This window comes from Candidatus Abyssobacteria bacterium SURF_5 (assembly GCA_003598085.1).
Classification (GTDB): domain Bacteria; phylum Abyssobacteria; class SURF-5; order SURF-5; family SURF-5; genus SURF-5.
Genome location: QZKU01000061.1, coordinates 1 through 15951, shown reverse-complemented (window position 1 = coordinate 15951; position 15951 = coordinate 1). Strand labels below are relative to the sequence as shown.

Genomic DNA, 15951 nt, shown 5'->3' with positions numbered 1-15951 from the left:
GATGATGGTTTGCGCGCTGATTCGAGTATAATAATGATTGAACGGTGAATTGGAGGGGCAATGAGCGCTTTTCTGTATCTTCCAATCGCGGGCGCCAGCATCAACCTCTTCTTGCTGGTCGGCCTTGGCGGGCTGGTTGGTTTTCTTTCAGGTCTTTTCGGAGTGGGCGGCGGTTTTCTCCTGACTCCGCTGCTTATCATGATTGGTATTCCTCCCACGGTTGCCGCCGCTTCTGATTCGAATCAGATTGTGGCGGCCTCCTCTTCCGGCACCTACGCGCACTGGCGAATGGGCAATGTGGATTTCAAAATGGGAATCTATCTGCTTGTCGGCGGCGTCGCGGGGGGAACACTCGGGGTGCAGTTGATCAAAATCCTGAGAGCCCTGGGGAACGCCGATTTCGTCATCAAGATAACGTACGTGGTGATGCTGGGTGTTGTCGGCAGTTACATGTTTCAGGAGAGTCTGCGCAGCCTGCGCGGCGGGCGTCTCAAGGATATAGAGACGAAGGCGTCGGATCAAGTGTCGTGGTTTACGAGATTGAATCAGTCGCTGCCATGGCGGACGCAGTTCGTCAAATCGGGCGTTACGATGTCGCTTCTGATGCCTGTCGGCCTCGGCGCACTTGTGGGAATTTTGGCGGCCATCATGGGGGTGGGCGGCGGCTTCATTATGGTACCGGTAATGGTATACATGCTGCGGATGCCGATGCACGTTGTAGTGGGCACCAGCCTGTTCCAGATACTTTTTACCTGCATCAACGTGACCTTCATGCAAGCCTACGTCAATCAGACGGTTGATCTGATGCTTGCTCTTCTTCTTTTGATCGGCTCGACTCTGGGAGCGCAGTTGGGCGCCCGGATCAGCAAGAGACTGAAAGCGGACCAGTTAAAGATTCTGCTTGCCAGCATTGTACTCGTGGTTATGCTGAAGATGCTGGGAGAGTTGCTTATGCAACCGTCGATTCTGCTTTCCGTGAAAGGGGGCCACTGATGCCGGGCTCACTCATGAAAAGCACGATCTCTCTGGTTATGGCGGCTGCCCTCGCTTGCTGGTGGAATGCCGGTCATGTCATGGCCGCCGAGCCGGAGGTGGCGATTTCGAAGGACCGGATCGAGATTTCTTCTTTTTACCATGGGACCACTATAACCGCCGAGGCGTTTATTCCTGCCGGTTGCCAGGCGGCTCTGGTGGTATCGAGTGAGAGAAAAGATCATCCCTTGAATCAGAAGGGAAAAGTCGGCCCGCTATGGATGAACATCGGCACCGCGACAATAAAAGGCGCGCCGGAAACATATTTTCTTTTTTCTTCCGTCGATCCGCTCGATAGCCTGGCGCCCGGAGAGGTTCTTGAGAAGCATGGCCTCGGCTATGAGGCCTTGCGCGCGGGTGTCACGGTGGAGCATGCTCAGTCTCAGTTGGACGAGCTGTTCCCGGAATTCCTCAAGCTCAAGGAGGAGGCCGGTCTTTACAGGACTTCTCCGAGTTCCATCAATTTGGAGCCGACCGAAACCGGTGAAAAGCATTTATTGGCAGAGATCCCGATACCTGCAAACATTCCAGCGGGAGAATATCGGGTACAACTATTCTGTTTCAACGATCGGGAATTTTCATCCAACTCATCCAGCAAACTCACTGTCGTCAAGGTGGGCTTGCCGGAGAAAGTCTCGGCGCTTGCATTTGAGCATCCGGCCGTGTACGGCATCTTGTCGATCCTCATCGCCATGGCTGCCGGCATCTTCATGGGCTTGATCTTCGGTTCGAAAAAAAAGGAGCCGCATTGATGCCGAGAGATGACTGATCGTGAGGGCAGTGCAGCGTTAATTGCTTGGAAGAAGGGATGCGGGGTATGTATCATGGCAAGACAATTGGAAATAATGGTTCTGGATGATGAGGCGATAGTGGGGGCTCGCTTGCAGCCGTCTCTGGAAAAAGCGGGGTACGCGGTCGAAAGCTTTATCGACAGTAGACAGGCGCTCAAGAGACTGCAGGAAAAGCGGTTTGACATTGTGGTGACCGATTTGAAAATGGCGAACGTCGACGGGATGGAAATCCACCGGTTCGCCAAACAGCGGTGGCCGGATACCGTCGTCGTCATTATCACCGGATTCGCCACTGTTGAAACCGCCCGGGAAGCCCTTCAGAGCGGAGTATTCGACTTCATCGCGAAGCCATTCAAAATCAGCCATCTTCGAGAAGTCATAGAAAAAGCCGCAAGCAGCATCGAACAAGCAGCAAGAAAAGAGCCCGGTTCCTGAGGGACGCTCCTCACCAGGGCGACAGGCTCGAACCGGCTGATGGACTGACTATGCGATTTCAGTAAATGGAGAGGGGAAAATGGCGATCATAACAATTTCTCGGGGAACATTCAGCGGCGGCATGATGCTGGCGGAGGAATTGTCGCAGAAACTGAATTATCGGTGCGTCGGCCGGGAAGAGATTGTTGAAATGTCGTCAAAGAAATACGGCGTGGTAGAGGAAAAGCTGCGTAACGCGATTCTGAAGCGGCCGTCGGGCTTGAAACGATTCACCTATGAGCGTGAGCGGTATCTGGCTTTCTTTCAGGCGGTTCTTTGCGAGTACGCAGGCGGCGACAACATCATCTATCACGGGAATGCCGGCCATTTTCTGCTGAAGGGGGTTCCTCACGTTCTGAGAGTACGCATCGTCGCGCCCATGCAACTGCGAGTGAAGTTTGTCATGGAGCGCCAGCAGGTGCTCCATGATGAAGCCGTCAAATATATTGAGAAGATCGATAAGGAGCGATTCAAGTGGACGAAATTTCTTTACCGCGTGGACTGGAGATCGCCGGAGCTGTATGATATCGTCTTTAATCTCGAGACGGAAAACATCCACTTTATCAGCAATATGATTCAATATGCCGTTCAGCGGGAGCCGTTCAAGACAACGCCCGAGTCTCAGAGGATAATGGACGATCTCGCTCTGAGCAGTCTGGTGAGAGCGGCTATTGCCTCCGATTCCGCCACGCAGAATATTGACGTTATCGTCAAGGCAAAGGACGGCGCGGTTACGGTTTTCGGAAAGGCGCTTACTCAGCAAGTGATAGACAGGATCGGCGAAATAGCACGTTCGACGGCCGGCGTGAAAGAAGTCAAGAATGAGGTGGGACTGAACTATCGCTATCAAAATGTGGAAACGTGACGGTCAGGATATTCAGGAGACATCACGCCTGGTAGAACTTGAGAGAAGGCAGCTCGACCGCCGTCAGTACGTTTCCCTGGCCTGCTCCGGTGTCAATGCCGATTTTATCGGATGAGACGTAGGGAGTCCTCACGGGAGTATGGCCAAAGATGATCGTTTTCGAGAACGAGTGATTGCCCTCAACGAAGCTCCTTCGAATCCAGAGCAGGTCATCCAGTTTTTGCTCGTCCAGAGGAATCCCCTCCCGAAGGCCCGCGTGAACAAAGATATAATCGTCAGTTTCGTAGTAGGGGAGCAATCTCCTGAAGAAATCGAGGTGGGCATGCGGGAGGAACGAAGGTCTTCCCCACACCCCGGCGCCGCGAGTGTAGCTTTGAATGGTTTGCCATCCGCCGAAGGAGCGCCAGAGTTTCAAATCGTAGTCGCTTCCGGAATAATAATAATCGGTAAGCAGTTTTTCATGGTTTCCCAGAAGAAAGACGATTTTGCCGCCTTTTTTCTCCAGTTCGATCAGGTACTCGACCACTTCTTTTGATTTCTTTCCTCGGTCGATATAATCTCCGAGGAATACCAGGATGTCTTGCTCCCGGTTCCATGGCAAGACAGACATGAGGTTGATGAGTTTCTCATATTGGCCGTGGATATCGCCCACGGCAAAAATTTTTTTTCCGCAGACATTGTCTGTTTTGGCGAGTATATCATCCATTTTGAGAAAATCGGCTGCTTCCCATGCCGGCCCTCTGAATTACGTCTTGGATTCTTCTCCCTCGAACTCAGGCGCGAAGGCATAATTCCCACTCAAAAAGGCGTGGATGAACCATTCCATTGAAGCTTCGTCCTCCATGGCCATATCGAGAAGACGGGCGCAGCCGAGAAGCCGGCCGACCATATCCAGTTTTTCTTCCATTTGCCGCAGTTGAAGATCTTTGATGAAGGCATTGAGCAGGTCGTCGTCGACGTGCGCAAAGAACCCGAGCGACTCCAGGACCCTCGCCAGAAAGATCACGCGGCGTCTTCGCCTCTGGAGATTTGTGCCTCCCCCCTTGAACCGGAAGTTGATGTAATTTTCCGCGGAATTATAACTGCACAAAGCATCGACCAAAGCAAAATGGTATGCAAGGCGCGAGTTGAGATTCATGTAATCGCGAGAAATCATCGCATAATTTCTGCTTCCGAGCGGGCGCCCCGACCGTGCCGCATCAATGGCCGTATTCCCGAGAACGGAACTGAAGGCGCCGAGATTTACCCGCGGCGGAGGGCCGCTCCACTTGATGCCTTTATGGCTTATTCCTTTCCATAGAGCAAGGAAAGGAATCGAGGTGATCTCTTCAATTTTTACTTTCCGGGGGTGTCCGGAAACGGCAAAACCCCCGCCGAGATTAATGATATCGACGTGGAATGGGATAGGGTTATCGAGCCGGGAGACGTAGGATTTATTTTTTACATATTCCCCGTCATTCACCTGAAACATGGTTTGGATGCCTTGCTCGTGACAGAACCGGACGACGTCATGAACGGACCTGCAGGAGGACATCTGAAAATTTGGATCCCTCACATCAAGAAGGTTCAATGAAAAAATCAGATGTCTGAATTCCTTCAGGTCCGGGATCGAGGCTTCGGCTTCTTCTCGAGTGGCGGGAAAAACGGCGGCTGATTGGTTCAGAAGGTCTGCTTCTCCCTCGTAGATGGTGCATTCATCCGCATCGAGAGTGATCGACTGACCGTTCGCGAGCATCTCGGTAATATTTGCCGCTCCGACGATCATCGGAATCCGGTATTCACGAGCGATACAGGCAAGATGTTCCAGAGGATTCCCCTTTTCGAGAACTATTCCGCGAATGAAGCTGACGCGATTGGCCAGACTGAGGAAGCTCTCGCGAGCAACAACTATACTGCCGGGTTCGATCGAGTCAATTTCCCTCTGATGAGCGATGATTGCGGTCTTGCCGCTGCATTGGCCTTTGGAGGCCGTGATTCCCTTTGCGACGAGCGGTTTGAGGCGCTCCAATGCCGTTTGAGAATATTCCCTGCCGCCGCTCCTGAGCTGCAGCCTCCGCCCTTGGAGAACGATAATGTCTCCAACCTGCGTAATCGCCCATTCGATGTCCACCGGATAGCCGAGATACTTTTCTATTTTCAGTCCGTATTCACAAAGGGTCCTCATTTCGTTTTCATTGATTGATAGGCGAAGCGAGTCGCAGGTCGGGACAGGCTCTTCCCGTGTGCCGCCGCGATCGGGATCACAGACCAGCTTTAACTCTTTGCGGGCGAGTTGAACCGGCTCGAAACGTTTCAGGTCCAGCCGTGAGACATGGAGGATATCCGCCGGAAGCCTTCCATTGACCAGATATTCGCCCAGTCCCCAAGCCGAGCACAGTACCATGCGTTCACCGTCGGGGTCATTCGGGTCAACTGTGTACAGTATCCCGGCGGAACGGGCAGGCGCCATAGCCAGGCAAAGAACCGCCATGTCCGCTTCCCGCAACCCCATTTGTCTGTGGAGACGATACATGAGACTCGTGGCGTTGAAGTTGCTGGCAATAACTTCCTTATATGCTGTGAGGGCGGCCTCGACCGAAATGACGTTTAAAACAGTGGTGAACTGGCCGGCAAAGGAATGTTGGCCATCTTCGGGAACAGCGCTGCTTCGAACGGCGATTGCCTTCGAACTGGAGGCCTGCAGCAATTGTTGAAAGCTCCTTTCCAGGGGGTCTCGCAACTCTTCGGGTATTTCCGCTTTAAGGATCATATCTTGCACTTCGAGAGAGACCGCTTCAACCTGGCGAAAATTTTCGCTGTTCAGATTTCTCAGAAGGTCGCGGATGCGGAGCAACAGCTTATTTTTTTTCAGGAGCAAGTTGCACGCCTCGGTGGTGACGACAAATCCATCCGGCACGGGCAAACGTAATTGATTCGCAAAAGTTCCCAGCGGAGCCGCTTTTCCTCCGACTGTGTCGATCAGGTCGAGGTGAATATCGCACAATGGGATGATCAACGGGACTTGTTCGCCCGGGTCCAATTTGCACGCAAGTGTGGAGGCCCTTACAGCAATTGCCCGCAGGATCGGTGGTAGTTCTCCATACGCGCCTTCAGACACCTGGTTCAGGTTTTGGACGAGTTCACGGCAGAGCTTCAGGAGGAGATCGGTGCGGGCCGCCAGGCCGGGAAACATCCGCCGACAATCCCGCAGGTACATCTCGAGGCGCGTCATCTGCTCGAGCAATTCATTGTTGCAGATAAGCAGGTTCTTGAAAGCGTGATAACGGAAACGAAGGCCATCGAGCTGCCGTTCTGCCCGCTGTTCGTGTTCCTTCGCCCGTTCCCGAATGTATTTCTTATACCACTGGAACATGGGATTTTACCAGGAAAACCTCCCCCTGAGATATGAGGCTGCGGTTTTTTTCTCGGATTTTTCCGCTAGTGGGAGACATCCTGCAGGAAAGCGGCTGCGAATCGTTCTATGCTCTTGTCCGAAACCATTTCGGTATCGAGCTGACGCGTGAAGCCGATGAGCTTTCCCAGCATGACAAGGGTCTCAAGGAGCTCCCTCTGGTTTCGTTTTTTGAGCCTGGCCACAACCAGATCGTTTCGAACGATGACTTTGAAGTCATACTTTTCGAGAATCGTCTCGATCAGCAGTCCTCTCCGGTGCCGGCGTTCCGGGTCGGTCACTCCACCGACAAAACGGAAATAGATGTAGTTGTCGTTGATATTCTCAGACGTGTATGTGTCGATTACATTGAAGTGGTACCCAAGTCGCAGGCTGAGGTTCGTATAATGGTCGGAAATGACAGCGAGATTTTTTCCCACATAACGCGGCTGGGCTTCGCCGAGTGAAAAACGGGTGAGGCTGGACATGAAGTCGTTAAATCGCAACGGCCGTGGCTCAGTGCTCCAGGCGCCGGGAGAGGCCAGCCCATCGAGGAGCGCCCGCATTGGCAGTGAAGTCACCTGATCGACCGAGTCAACCGAATGCGATCCCACATCATGCGAAAGCCCGTTTCCGAGATCGATAAGGTGGAGTCCGAGAGGAATCGCCATTTTCAATTCCCTCGACCTGATGTTGCGGAAACGTCTTTGAGAGGCATGAAGGTTGATCAGCTCCCAGACCGCTTTTTCATGACAGAATCGCAGGATATCATGAAAAGTGTGGCAATTCCTGGGAGCAAATTGCGGGCTTGCCGGATCGATCATATTCAGCGGAGCGACCTTATTAAGCACTTTTCGCAAAATCTTGAACTCCGGCAGATTGGCAAATTGGTCTCTGCCTTCAATCTGGTATTCGAGGACTTCGGGCACAATTCCTGAATAAATTCTGTTTTCCTCGGCGTCCACCGTGATCTCCATGCCGTCTTGCAGGAGTCGTGTGGCTTCCTTGGTGCCCACGATGGTAGGCACGCCGAACTCGCGGGCAATGGTTGCCATATGGCCGGTCGGGCTGCCAACGTCGGTGATTATGGCGGACGTTTTCCGGATTATTTTCGTGAGTCGAGGAGTCGTGAAGTGTGTTACCGCGATCGCGCCTTGGGGAAAAGAGCTCGGATCAGCATCTTCAAAGACTTTGACCACTTTTCCGGCGGCCACGCCGCGCTGTACAACCTGTCCGGAGTCGGCCAGGAGCACGGGATACTTCTTAAGGCTCTCGTTCAGACTTTTCCCCCTGCCGGGGCGCTGCCTGTGCAGGCTCAAAGGACGAGTTTGCAGGATGCAGCATTTTCCTTCTGTGTCGATTGCCCACTCCACATCTTGCGGCTGTCTCAGGAAACGCTCGAGCGCGAGGGCATGTTCAGCAAGGGAGATGATCTCGCTATCTCCAAGAGATGGGCGTTCTTGTTCGTGTTTCGGGACCTCCTGATCGCGAATCTCCTGGTTCGGTAAAAGGACCAGCCGCCGCTGCTTGCGTGCAATTTTTCGCTCACAAATCTCGTAGGGATGAATACGCGAAACAATAAACTGGTCCATTTCGGCGCGACCGGATACTGCGGGCTCGCCCAGACCGTACAGGGAGGAAATGAGTACCTTGTGCGAGTGTCCGTCTCGAGGATCAATGCTGTAGATGATTCCGGACACCTTTGCGGAAACCATCTCCTGGCAGATGACCGCCATCGGGAGCGCCTCTTCGCGGATACTGTCTTCTCCCTCATATGCCAGAGCTCTCTCGGAGAAACGACTTGAAATCACTTTTCTGTAGGCGCTCAGGAGATGTGCGGGGTCCTGGCTGAGCAGCGTCTTGAATTGGCCGGCGAAACTTTTAACCTCACTGTCCTCCCCCCACGCGCTGCTTCGAACCGCAAGCGAAAATTTCTTCCCCTTCTTTTTGAAAAAAGAACTGAGGACATGAGCGATATCCTTCTCCAGTTTTGGAGGCATCGCGGCGCCGCCGATTAATTTCTCGATTGATTCATGATACTCGACGGCTGAAATTTCTCCTTTCATGCGGCGCGCAAATGAGGCGCGGATTTGCGGCCACAGATTATTGGATTGCAGAAAAAGCCGGTACGCGGCCGTGGTGATAATGAAACCGTCGGGGACAGGCAGATCGAGCTGATTCCGTATTTCCCCCAGTCTCGCGGCCTTACTTCCCACGAGTTCCTCCATGTCCCCGCGGACGGAATCCAGAGGAAGGACGAGAATATCGGAAGGAAGACCGCTTTCTCCTTCGATGATGCGATCTATCTCGAGCCCGATGGCTTCGTATCGCGAGAAGAGTTCCGGATAGGCATTGTTGGAAAGCACTGCGAGAGCATAAATAATCTTGTAAACAGCCTCAGACATCATTCGGGTGCTCGAGCGGATGTAATTCATGTCAAAGACGTATTCACCGCTCAGCTTGTCCTCCATCTGGGCTATGATGTCCAGAACGATATTATTTCCGTTAAGTATCTGCTGAAACTTGGAGAAAAGAACCGAGAAGTCGGGCTGATACGTATCTGAGGAAGCGCGCAGCAGCGCGCGCAGTTTTTCGAATAACATCAAGAATCCTTTCAGACGATTGTGAAATCCTGCTATTAGAGAATTTCTCAATCATTTGCAGTTCCAGTTGAATTTTACTTCCGTGTATCCATGATGTCAAGCGATGTCCTCTTGAGGGCCCGCGATCGAAGCGGCACAGGGTAGTCGAGTTCCTGCTTCTAAACCGTCTCCCCCATTCCGCATCCAAGGTATACTGTATTTAACATTGTTTAAAAAAGCTACATACTAATATTAGAACAAAAGCAAAAAACACACATTTATAGAGAGAGGAGATGGAACTATGCCGGTGGAACATAGAATGGGATATCCTGAACCTCCTGCAACTGAAGGCGGCGCTGAAACGACAAGGGGAGCTGCTGAGGAAGTGCAAGTGAAGGGCAAGCAGAGAGCGCAGCAGTGGAAGGCGCAGGCGCAGGAAAAAATGAAGGCGCAGGCGGCCACACAAAGGTCGAAAGCGGCGCACGGACTGGAGGAGACAGCGGAAGCTCTTCGTCAGGCCGGACAATCCCTTCGCGAGAAGAACAAGGCCTCGCTGGCGGATTACGCAGAAAAGGCGGCCGAACGGACTGACGACTTGTCGCATTACCTTCGCGAGAAGGATATTGACGAGCTCATTGGCGAGGTGGAGGGATTTGTTCGGAGGCAGCCATGGGTGGTGGTTGGAGGCGCCTTCCTTGCCGGCGCAATGCTGTCGCGTTTCTTGAAGGCTTCGGGCGAGCAGGCTGAATGATTTGTTTTCGCACGGAGTCGAAAGGGGAGGCAGCGATCTGAGGTGATGCTGTCTTCCGGAGCGGCAAAGAAAGGAGCAACTCATATGGAGGTAAGAACAATAGAGGAACGCTCGCTTGGCGATCTCTTTTCCGATCTTTCCCGAGAAACGAGCCTCCTGTTGCGGCAGGAGATGGAATTAGCCAGGGTCGAGACATCGGAATTGATCTCGAAAATGCTGAGAGATTCGGCGCTGGCTGCAAGTGGAGCGTTGATAGCATACGCGGGTTTTCTGGTGTTGTTAGGGGCCGCGGTTTACGGCTTGGGCACTGCGCTGCCCTGGTGGGCGTCGGCGCTCATCATCGGCGGCGCCACGTTGATCGTGGGGCTCGTGCTTGTGGCGATCGGCAGAAGTATGCTGAAGAACAGAAGCCTTAAACCGCGTCATACATTTGAAAGTATAAAGGAGGATATACAATGGGCGAAAAGACAGGCGAAATAAGGATTCATGAACATTCGGCTACGACATCCGTTCAGACCGAAGGGCTGTCGGATACCGAGCGCCTGCGTGCAGAGATCGAACAGACCCGGCTGGAAATGAGCCGCACACTGGATGAAATCAGAGGGCAGCTCGCACCCTCGCGCCTGCGCGAACAGGCGAAAATGCGGGTGAAACAGGCTTCGGTCCGCAGGGCCAAACGGATGAATAGGCGAATGCGCAACACGGTACGGGAACATCCTCTTACGGCCGCAATTTTCGGGTTTAGCACGTTCTGGCTGTTGAAAGAAGGCATCAAATCCGCGAGGGGCGGAGACGGCGAATTCGAGGAAGAGTATGTTCCTGGACGTTACGGATATGGCGGCAGACTCCCCTATGAAGAAGAAGGAATAGCAGGAGAGCCGGGCATGGAAGGCGAAATCCCGGAAGCCCGAGGTGAAGTTGGAGAGCGATTCGAAGAGGCGCGCGAACGCGCGGCTGAAAAAGCAGAAGAAGTGCGGCTGAAGGCAGGGCGGTATCGCGAGCGGGCGGGAGAGAAAGCCTCAGAATATGCCGGCAAAACGCGCGAGAAGGTGGGCCTGCAAAGGGAACGCATTCAGGGCACCTTCAACAGAATGCTGAACGAACGGCCGTTGGTCGTAGTCGCCGCGGCTCTGGGCTTGGGCGCGTTTCTCGGTTCGTTGATTCCCGAATCAAGGAAAGAACATGAACTGATGGGCGAGCAGAAAGAGGCCATAACCGGCAGATTGAAAGAGAAAGCACAGGAGTCATTTGAGAAGGCGAAAACAGTAGCAAAAGACACGGCTGAATTCGCGAAGCGTGAGTCGAAAGAAAAACTGTAAAGAGAGCGGTCAGGATTTCGGGGGCACTTTTTTCCAAAGATCTTCTCGAGGAAAGAGGCGTCCCCGAATGTTTTTTGGTGCGTTAATCACGGGAAGACCGGGGTATGAGGCTTCTTTCGGAGCTTTCCGAAAGTCTGCCGCAACTCGGGTTCGAAGTTCATCATCTCTTCGAATTTCTTAAGAACCTCCGGATCGAATTTGCTTTCGGCCGTCTCCCGCAGGAGGATGGCCATTGCCTCGGCATGAGGCATGGCGTCCCGGTAGGCGCGCTTGGACCGAAGCGCCTCATAGACGTCCACCAATGCGACAATTCTCGCGGGGAGCGGTATCTGTTCGCCTGCAAGCCCGAGAGGATACCCGCTGCCGTCGAATCGTTCGTGGTGGCATTTTATGATCGGGAGAACCGGCTCGAGCGAGCGCAACGGCCGGCAGATTTTTTCTCCCGTCTCCGGGTGTTTTTTGATCTCCTCAAACTCCTCATCGGTTAATTTGCCCGGCTTGTTCAGGATGGTGTCCCTGATGCCGATCTTGCCGATATCGTGCAGGATGCCGCCCTTCTCGAGGTTCTCGGTTTCGGTTTCACTCATTCCGATATATTCGCCGATACGACGGGCCAGTGACGACACGCGATCGGTGTGTCCCTTCGTAAACACATCCTTCGCCTCAATGGCATTCGCGAGCGAGAAAATGACCGTTTCAGCGCTCTCGAGGTTGTCGGTGAGATTCTTGATGCGGAGAAGCGACTGCACTCGCGCATATAGTTCACGGGGCCGAACGGGCTTTGCCAGAAAATCGTCAGCGCCTGTTTCGATGCCGCGGATCTTGTTATCGAAATCATCCATTGCGGTCAGCATGATGATGGGGATCAGCCTGGTCGTCTTCGTTCCCTTCAGGCGTTCGCAAAGCTGGAGGCCGTCCATTTCCGGCATTGACACGTCGGTGAGAACAAGGTCCGGCTCCTCAGAGGCCACTTTCGTAAGCGCCTCTGCGCCATTGTACGCCACGATAACGTGATAGCCCCTTTTCTCTAAAAGCTTTTTGTGGATTTCAACGACGGTCTTCTCGTCGTCGACCACGAGAATCTTGGGTTCCGGCATACGATGTTCCTGTTTGCGCTCCACATTCGCCGCAAGGACGCGGCTGGTAAGACCGGCCGGGCTGATTAGCCGGTTCTTGCTCCGGGGAAAGTGCCCTTCGCACCTTCGTAATTGGATCAGTCCCCTTCGCGACCGTCGGACGAATTGGTTACCCCTTCCCTATTGAATGCAAGGCTTCCGGTCCGATAACAAACTTGATTTCCCTCCCTCTCATCCGTGTCTTTCGAATGATCGAGGCGATGTTCTCTTCAAGATGTTTCGCCGAGTAAAGAAAGCGTGCGGCCGAAACGTCCTTCTTTTCCAAAAGCTCATCCGGATGAAAATAGGTGGCAAAAAAAGGCTCTGCCTCGTCTGTATGGAGGCGCTCCCGGATGACCTGACCATAGAGCAAAGGAAGGGCCGTAATCTGAAGGAAAACAGCTTGCGCCGGTTCAAGCGATTTTCCTTTCCTCAGAAGCGAGAAATGCTTGGCCGTTTTCAAAAGGCCGGATTTCGATGTGAATTTGGGAATCTCCACGAGGTCCAATTGCGGTTCATCATTGCGGTTTGGCCTGCGATAATCGTGGGTTGAGGGATGATACCATTGCTGGGGGGTGCCCCGCCAGTCGATTCGGTTGTCGAATCTTGTGCCCGCCGCGCCGGGTCCTCCTTTAAAAAAAACGCCGGGACTCGCAGAGAAATCCAATCTCACGCCGAGCTTCGCTACGGTCTGCATCGAGGTGTCATTGTGGAAAGTCCAGCCCATGTGACACGTGAACGGATTTTTGCCCCATGTCCGGCCAAATTCGGTGAACCCGTTCGTCAGACTCTCTGAAATCCAATCGCTGTCCTCGTTTTCCTGAAACCAGCAGCCCCACTTGTCGCTCCATCGCCAGAGATGCGGATGCCAGGCTATCTCGTGGCCGCGCCCCTCGAGCGCGCGCCAGAGCGTTCCATATTCAGTCAGCATCCAACCGGCAGTCCCGTGCATCTCTTGCATTTGTGAATCCGACCTGACGCAGAAAACAATCTTCGGCTTTAAATCAAATGCCCGCTCCACCCGATCGAGCGCTTGTATGAGACGCTCAATGCCTTCGCTGATGCCCCTCCACTTCTGCGCGGAATGACGGACATCATAACGGCTGCCGCCGTACCGTGGCCGGTCCGGGTCGCAGTCACAGCCGATGAGAAGCATCAACGGGTTTGCCATGTATTTACTTTTCCCCTTTCACCCACAAAAGTGGCGCACGGGGAAATAGTTCGTCCTCTTTTTGTGCAGATGTTGTCCTATACCGAACAGACGCGGATTTTGCAGAATGAAACAGACGTTGTTTCAAAGGAATTATATCTTATTTGGACGCTTTTTCCCCGAATTTCTATCGGTTTTTCGCAAACCCTCTTTCGCAGACAAGAGACCGCCGAGTTAAGTGGCAAAATCTATGCCACTTTTTATTTCAATATGTGTTAACCGAAGGGAGGAAGTCGAGGCGGAGACCAAGGCTGTAGCGCATTTTTGACTTGGGCGTCATTTTTAACTAGAATAAGCTCGCCTATTTCGTTTGCCTTTCAGGAGACAAAACGAGCACATGGCCTATTGTCAAGGATGCGGCGCCTATGTCGGAGATTACAGCTTTTACCGGCAGAAATTGCCGGGCAAAGGCGAAATGATCCTCTGCTACCGATGCAACCGCTGGTCCCAAAGCCACCCCGGGCGCACCGGCTTTCCTGAAAGGACCAGCATGCCCTACGCAGGAAAGAGCAGAATCAAGACTTTTTCGACAATCTACATTATCAGCTCGATTGGCGTATTTGCGGCTGGGGCAGCAATTGTGATAAGCGGAGGCGGCGGGAGCGGGATAGGAATTCTTATCGTGATCGGCTCGATCTCGCTTTTTCTGGTGGGCCGCTCGATGAGAAAATACATCAAGAATGAACGAGAAGAAGGATAATACCGCTTATCTTCAAAAAACGGTCGAATGTTCAAACTGCGGCGGGACCGAGACCCTCGTGCTTGAGGAAGAGGTAATCGCGCCCGGCGATAAAGTGTATCCCACGGGAACAACCCTGTGCGCCAAGTGCCGAACCCCAACGATGGTGACCGTCTATCGCTGGACAAAGTACAAGCAGCCCGGCTGAGCGCTCCTGAGCGGAAGACAGGAATGATGGACGCGGCGGACCTGGCGGACGTGAAGAGAGCACGCCAGGGCCATGCACCTGCGTTTCGGGATGCCGGGGGGGAAGAAACTCAGGAACAAGAGAGGGGTTAAGAACGCGAGCGTATTAGCGATAATGCCGCGCGAGTTCGGATGAGTATTTGCGCCCCACCGTATCGGCGTTTTCCTCCAACCACCGGCTGAGCCGAGTCTCGCCCACCGGAGCATCGTCGACATCAAGCAGGCCGGCAGTCAGTCCCTCGACTTCGTCCCACGTAAGAAGGACATCGCGCACCCCCAGCCCAATAATGCGAGAAGCAAGAAAGGCCAAGCGTGCGGGCATCGGAACGAGAAGCGCCTTGCTATCAACTTTGTTCTTGATAAGGCGAAGCAACTGCTTGAAGGTGAAGGACTCGGGGCCAATCGCGTTGATGACTCTGTTTTCGCTCTGCTTCGCAAACTCGACGGCCAGTTTGGCCAGGTCATCAACGTAAATCGGGCGGATCCGATAGCCGCCGAATCCGATTACTCCAAAAGCGGGGACAGTCCGTAGCAGATATGCGATGTTGTTGATCAAGATATCCTCACGCCCGAAAATAACGGCCGGCCGAAGAATCGCGTATGAGAGGCCCGACTGTTTGACAAGTTTTTCGACTTTGCATTTCCCCTGGAAATACGGCAGGTGCGGCGCCTCGCACGGATTCGATATGCTGATGTGGACCAGGCGCTCGACTTGCGCTTCGGCCGCGGCCTCCAGTAGAGCAGCGGTGTTGCGGACGGCTTTTTCGTATGTCATTTTGCCTCGCGGAAATCGAATCCAGTAGGTGTTATAGAGGACTTTCGCCTCCTCCAGATTCTTTTTCAGACGGTCCGGCTTATCAAAGTCATATGGAAACGCCTGCACTCGCGAGGAGAAGGTATTGGATTCAGCGTGGCCGGTTAAAGACTTCACCGTCTCGCCTTCGGAGAGCAGGCGGCGCGCGATGTACTTGCCCGTGTACCCGAACGCTCCGGTTACCATGTGAAAGCGTTTCGCCATAATCCCCGCTCGAAATCCTCTTTGGATTTGCTCTCTTACAATAAATTATATTCTTTGTGAGAAGACCGTGCAATGGAGTCATTTGCTCGAAACCTTCAGGGGCATCTTAGCCTCTAATCTGGCTTTGAAGATGGATTCCTGCTTTCACGAGAATGACAAGGAAGGAGGAGGGACGATAAAGAAGGGGCAGGGGTACAGAGAAGGATAGGCGATGACAAAGAAGGAGCGGCATACAAAGAAGGAGTGGGATAGAAGAAGGCTCACAAAAACGGAAACTGAAATAGCGGAGATCCGCTTTCTTTATGGTAGGTGCGAATTCATTCGCACAGTTGCTTTTAACCGGGCCCGGAAAAGAGGCCGAATGAATTCGGCCCTACCGTAACTTATGAATTCGCCGCAAATGGTAGTGTAGGCTAATTTCTGTAAAAGTAGACAAAGCGGCCAGCTTTGTGCTCCAATCTTTGGTTGTAGTTGTAGGGAAATCAAAGAGAGGAGGACA

Annotated in this window: 16 protein-coding genes; 10 read left to right on the top strand and 6 right to left on the bottom strand. The window is 53.2% G+C overall.

All coding sequences use genetic code 11. The features are described 5' to 3' along the window. The first annotated feature begins 60 nt into the window (after positions 1-60). From C4520_08685 to C4520_08670, 4 genes are all read left to right on the top strand, one after another. Complete coding sequence (locus C4520_08685; protein ID RJP22124.1) at positions 61-993, top strand: sulfite exporter TauE/SafE family protein; 933 nt, start codon at positions 61-63, stop codon at positions 991-993. Further along, a complete protein-coding gene (locus tag C4520_08680; GenBank protein ID RJP22123.1) occupies positions 993-1784 on the top strand; it encodes a hypothetical protein in 792 nt (263 codons plus the stop codon). Before C4520_08685 ends, C4520_08680 begins: the two co-directional genes overlap by 1 nt. Positions 1785-1856: 72 nt before the next feature. Next, positions 1857-2258, top strand: coding sequence for a response regulator (locus tag C4520_08675; GenBank protein ID RJP22122.1), 402 nt, complete (start codon positions 1857-1859; stop codon positions 2256-2258). Positions 2259-2337: 79 nt separating this feature from the next. After that, the gene (locus tag C4520_08670; protein ID RJP22121.1) at positions 2338-3162 is read left to right on the top strand and encodes a BON domain-containing protein; all 825 of its coding nucleotides are present in this window, start codon (positions 2338-2340) and stop codon (positions 3160-3162) included. Between the two features lie 22 nt (positions 3163-3184). Here C4520_08670 and C4520_08665 read toward each other — a convergent pair whose 3' ends face one another. The 3 genes from C4520_08665 to C4520_08655 form a co-directional block, all read right to left on the bottom strand. Next, positions 3185-3868, bottom strand: a complete 684-nt coding sequence (locus C4520_08665; GenBank protein ID RJP22120.1) for a serine/threonine protein phosphatase — start codon at positions 3866-3868, stop codon at positions 3185-3187. Between the two features lie 39 nt (positions 3869-3907). Further along, positions 3908-6514, bottom strand: coding sequence for a hypothetical protein (locus tag C4520_08660; GenBank protein RJP22119.1), 2607 nt, complete (start codon positions 6512-6514; stop codon positions 3908-3910). Positions 6515-6579: 65 nt separating this feature from the next. Then, positions 6580-9135, bottom strand: coding sequence for a pyruvate, water dikinase (locus C4520_08655; GenBank protein RJP22118.1), 2556 nt, complete (start codon positions 9133-9135; stop codon positions 6580-6582). 370 nt (positions 9136-9505) lie between these two features. On the opposite strand from C4520_08655, the gene C4520_08650 reads away from it, so the two are divergent. The 3 genes from C4520_08650 to C4520_08640 all read left to right on the top strand — a co-directional run bounded on the left by C4520_08650 (position 9506) and on the right by C4520_08640 (position 11184). Continuing rightward, positions 9506-9865: a hypothetical protein gene (locus C4520_08650; protein RJP22117.1), complete on the top strand. Its 360-nt coding sequence runs from the start codon at positions 9506-9508 to the stop codon at positions 9863-9865. A gap of 84 nt (positions 9866-9949) precedes the next feature. After that, a complete protein-coding gene (locus tag C4520_08645; GenBank protein ID RJP22116.1) occupies positions 9950-10345 on the top strand; it encodes a phage holin family protein in 396 nt (131 codons plus the stop codon). After that, entirely contained in the window at positions 10321-11184 is an 864-nt protein-coding gene (locus tag C4520_08640; GenBank protein RJP22115.1) for a DUF3618 domain-containing protein, read from the top strand. Before C4520_08645 ends, C4520_08640 begins: the two co-directional genes overlap by 25 nt. 86 nt (positions 11185-11270) lie before the next feature. On the opposite strand, the gene C4520_08635 is transcribed toward C4520_08640, so the two are convergent. Together C4520_08635 and C4520_08630 are read right to left on the bottom strand one after the other, a co-directional pair. Then, positions 11271-12281 carry a response regulator gene (locus C4520_08635; GenBank protein ID RJP22114.1) on the bottom strand — a complete coding sequence of 337 codons (1011 nt, stop codon included), beginning with the start codon at positions 12279-12281 and terminating at the stop codon, positions 11271-11273. Positions 12282-12429: 148 nt separating this feature from the next. Continuing rightward, positions 12430-13470 carry a hypothetical protein gene (locus tag C4520_08630; GenBank protein RJP22113.1) on the bottom strand — a complete coding sequence of 347 codons (1041 nt, stop codon included), beginning with the start codon at positions 13468-13470 and terminating at the stop codon, positions 12430-12432. A gap of 69 nt (positions 13471-13539) precedes the next feature. Here C4520_08630 and C4520_08625 point away from each other — a divergent pair, with 69 nt between their 5' ends. The 3 genes from C4520_08625 (at position 13540) to C4520_08615 (ending at position 14396) form a co-directional block, all read left to right on the top strand. After that, positions 13540-13728, top strand: a complete 189-nt coding sequence (locus C4520_08625) for a hypothetical protein (GenBank protein ID RJP22112.1) — start codon at positions 13540-13542, stop codon at positions 13726-13728. 118 nt (positions 13729-13846) lie between these two features. Further along, positions 13847-14209 carry a hypothetical protein gene (locus C4520_08620; protein ID RJP22111.1) on the top strand — a complete coding sequence of 121 codons (363 nt, stop codon included), beginning with the start codon at positions 13847-13849 and terminating at the stop codon, positions 14207-14209. Continuing rightward, positions 14190-14396 (top strand): hypothetical protein, encoded by a 207-nt coding sequence (locus tag C4520_08615; protein RJP22110.1) that lies wholly within the window; start codon positions 14190-14192, stop codon positions 14394-14396. Before C4520_08620 ends, C4520_08615 begins: the two co-directional genes overlap by 20 nt. 144 nt (positions 14397-14540) lie before the next feature. Here the strand turns inward: C4520_08615 and C4520_08610 are convergent, their stop codons facing one another. Continuing rightward, on the bottom strand, positions 14541-15452 hold the full coding sequence (locus C4520_08610) for an NAD-dependent epimerase/dehydratase family protein (protein ID RJP22109.1): 912 nt from the start codon (positions 15450-15452) through the stop codon (positions 14541-14543). Positions 15453-15951: the final 499 nt, after the last annotated feature.

What these genes read in the sequence shown, in the direction of transcription:
- C4520_08685 (RJP22124.1), top strand. Translation starts at nt 61, where the DNA reads ATGAGCGCTTTTCTGTATCTTCCAATCGCGGGCGCCAGCATCAACCTC.
- C4520_08660 (RJP22119.1), bottom strand. Translation starts at nt 6,514, where the DNA reads ATGTTCCAGTGGTATAAGAAATACATTCGGGAACGGGCGAAGGAACAC.
- C4520_08670 (RJP22121.1), top strand. Translation starts at nt 2,338, where the DNA reads ATGGCGATCATAACAATTTCTCGGGGAACATTCAGCGGCGGCATGATG.
- C4520_08630 (RJP22113.1), bottom strand. Translation starts at nt 13,470, where the DNA reads ATGGCAAACCCGTTGATGCTTCTCATCGGCTGTGACTGCGACCCGGAC.
- C4520_08665 (RJP22120.1), bottom strand. Translation starts at nt 3,868, where the DNA reads ATGGATGATATACTCGCCAAAACAGACAATGTCTGCGGAAAAAAAATT.
- C4520_08610 (RJP22109.1), bottom strand. Translation starts at nt 15,452, where the DNA reads ATGGCGAAACGCTTTCACATGGTAACCGGAGCGTTCGGGTACACGGGC.
- C4520_08615 (RJP22110.1), top strand. Translation starts at nt 14,190, where the DNA reads ATGAACGAGAAGAAGGATAATACCGCTTATCTTCAAAAAACGGTCGAA.
- C4520_08655 (RJP22118.1), bottom strand. Translation starts at nt 9,135, where the DNA reads ATGTTATTCGAAAAACTGCGCGCGCTGCTGCGCGCTTCCTCAGATACG.
- C4520_08635 (RJP22114.1), bottom strand. Translation starts at nt 12,281, where the DNA reads ATGCCGGAACCCAAGATTCTCGTGGTCGACGACGAGAAGACCGTCGTT.
- C4520_08620 (RJP22111.1), top strand. Translation starts at nt 13,847, where the DNA reads ATGGCCTATTGTCAAGGATGCGGCGCCTATGTCGGAGATTACAGCTTT.
- C4520_08680 (RJP22123.1), top strand. Translation starts at nt 993, where the DNA reads ATGCCGGGCTCACTCATGAAAAGCACGATCTCTCTGGTTATGGCGGCT.
- C4520_08645 (RJP22116.1), top strand. Translation starts at nt 9,950, where the DNA reads ATGGAGGTAAGAACAATAGAGGAACGCTCGCTTGGCGATCTCTTTTCC.
- C4520_08625 (RJP22112.1), top strand. Translation starts at nt 13,540, where the DNA reads ATGTTGTCCTATACCGAACAGACGCGGATTTTGCAGAATGAAACAGAC.
- C4520_08675 (RJP22122.1), top strand. Translation starts at nt 1,857, where the DNA reads ATGGCAAGACAATTGGAAATAATGGTTCTGGATGATGAGGCGATAGTG.
- C4520_08640 (RJP22115.1), top strand. Translation starts at nt 10,321, where the DNA reads ATGGGCGAAAAGACAGGCGAAATAAGGATTCATGAACATTCGGCTACG.